The 2,247-nt window shown below is 66.7% G+C and carries 2 protein-coding genes and 1 pseudogene; all 3 read right to left on the bottom strand.

Annotation, left to right across the window (positions count from 1 at the left end):
- Positions 1-297: 297 nt before the first annotated feature.
- A complete protein-coding gene (locus tag FV222_RS23775; RefSeq protein WP_147815800.1) occupies positions 298-636 on the bottom strand; it encodes a cytochrome c in 339 nt (112 codons plus the stop codon).
- Between the two features lie 11 nt (positions 637-647).
- Positions 648-1,871: a molybdopterin-dependent oxidoreductase gene (locus tag FV222_RS23770; protein WP_147815799.1), complete on the bottom strand. Its 1,224-nt coding sequence runs from the start codon at positions 1,869-1,871 to the stop codon at positions 648-650.
- A gap of 194 nt (positions 1,872-2,065) precedes the next feature.
- Positions 2,066-2,247, bottom strand: a pseudogene (locus FV222_RS23765) (adenylate/guanylate cyclase domain-containing protein); the annotation flags it as partial.

Genomic DNA, 2,247 nt, shown 5'->3' with positions numbered 1-2,247 from the left:
CGTTGTTCTTGATCGCGCCGTCGAAGCCGGCGGCGAGCCCGGGCTGGGCCTGGGCTAGGAGCAAGGCGGCTCCGGCGAGGAGGGTGCGGAGGCTGGTGCAGATATGGGTCATGAAGCGGGTCTCTCGCGCATGCGCGCTCGTTCGGCGGCCGGGGCCTGCCGCGAGGGCTGGTTCGAAATCGGAAATCCGTGGTGCAAGGCCGGGCTGGCCGTGCATCGCCCTGGGAAGACGCCGGAAGGCGCGGTCTATTCCCCGAGGCCGGCGAAAAAAGCGCGGCGGCCTCGGGATTCGGGGGTTCAGGGCGTCGGCTTCAACGCCGTGAGGTAATCGATGATGGTCTGCACGTCGGCCTGATCGACGGGCGCCTTGTAGACGTGGACCATCTTGTTCACGGTCTCGGTCCACTGCGCCTTCGTGAGCTTGGGCTGGGTCAGCACCATCCCGGCCGAGTGGCAGGCGAGGCAGTTGTTGTTGACCGCCTCGGCCCCCGGTCCGTCCGGGAAGATCCGGTCGGAGGTCGGGAATTCGATCGATTGCGAGGTGAAGTGCATCGGCTCGGGAGCCGGGGCGGCGAGCGCCACCAGGGGAGACAGTATGAGGGCGGCGATGAGGGCCGCAGGGCGGATCGGGTTCATGGCTGTTCTCCTCAAGCGGCCTGGAAGGACACGGCCTCGATGCCGTTCTGCATGAAGCCGGCGCCGTTCCAGACCCGGTCCAGGGGCTGCGCGACGCCGTTGGTGTTGGTGCAGCGGACCCTGACCGTGTGGCTGCCGGCAGCCAATGCCGGCAAGCTGCCGTCGAAGCGGCGGAAGCTGTAGGGGCCTTCGTCCGCGCCGAGCTGCGCCGGGAACCACGTCGCTCCGCCGTCTCCGGAGAAGTCGACCGCCTTTACCCCGCAATCGCCGCCGAAAGCGATGCCGCGAAGGGCCACCGGCGTTCCGGCCGCCACCTTGGCGCCATCGGTCAGGTTGGTGACGAAGGAGCGTGGCACCATCCTGTTGATCGGCACCGTCTTGAAGCCGGTCTGGCCGGGCTTGATGTTGGCGCCCAGCACGTCCGGTATGCGGTAGGCGATCTTCATCCAATATTGGTCGTCGGGCTTGTCCAGCACCTCGATGTCGGACAGCATCTTGACCCAGTAGGTCGAGTACCAGCCCGGCACCACGAGGCGGAGCGGGAAACCGTTGAGCAGCGGAAGTTGCTCGCCGTTCATCGCGTAGGCGATCATCACCTCACCATTGTTGGCGTGGTCGAGATCGAGGGACTTCTTGAAGTCCGGCGCGTCGTCGACCACGGGCTCGTCGAGGCCGCTGAAGCGCACCTGCACGGCGCCGGACTTCACCCCGGCCTTTTCGAGCACGTCCTTGAGGCGCACCCCGGTCCAGCGGGCGTTGCCCATCGAGCCGTTGGCCCATTGCGCGCCGGGCACCCGCGGCTCGAACAGCCCACGCGAATTGCCCGAGCACTGGTTCACCGCGGCGATCTCGAAGCGCGGCAGGCCGGCGATGGCGTCGAGGGAGAGCGAGAGTTCCTTCTCGACATGACCGTGGACCTTGAGCCGGAAGGTGCCGGCATCGACCTCCGTCGGGATCGAGGCCCAGTGCCAACGGACGTAGAAGCGGTCGTTGGGGGTGAACACGCCCTCGTCGAATACCGAGAACGGCGTCTCCAGCAGCGGCGGATGAGTGCGCTGCAGGATCATCTCGCCCTTGTCCGGAAAGGCCTTGGTCAGCGTCCGCTCGTCTGGGCCGCCCGGCAGCGGAAGCTTCACCGAGCCTGCCGCCCAGGCCGGCAGCGCGGCGCCGAGGCTGCCGAGCCCGAGTCCACCCAGGACGAGGCGGCGGTTCGTCGGTCTGTCCAGTCCGTGCATGGTCTCTCCCCTAAGAATGTCGGCGTCGATGCGTTCGAAGGCATCGGACCCGTCGCGATTCCTCGCGACCATGGAGATGCTACGGGATACGATTTATTCCTTCCAACGGTCTTTCGCGATGCGAATGATCTCCAAGCGCGATGATTTGAGAAGTTTCGATCTACGATGGGACGATCAAGGACGCCGTCTCGGCGTCACGCCGCCGGCGCGCCGACGGGCGCGGTCCTGCGATGCCCGAACAGGGCGTGCCGTTCGGCGAAACCGCGCAGGGCGACAATGCCGAGCGGTTCGAGGGCATGCGCCAATCCGTCGATGAAAGTGTCGGTGGCGATCAGCGGCGTGTCGTAGGTCTTGCACAGGCGCTCGACGCGAGCGA

This window comes from Methylobacterium sp. WL103 (assembly GCF_008039885.1).
Lineage (GTDB): Bacteria > Pseudomonadota > Alphaproteobacteria > Rhizobiales > Beijerinckiaceae > Methylobacterium > Methylobacterium cerastii.
This window is presented reverse-complemented; position numbering and strand designations above follow the sequence as displayed.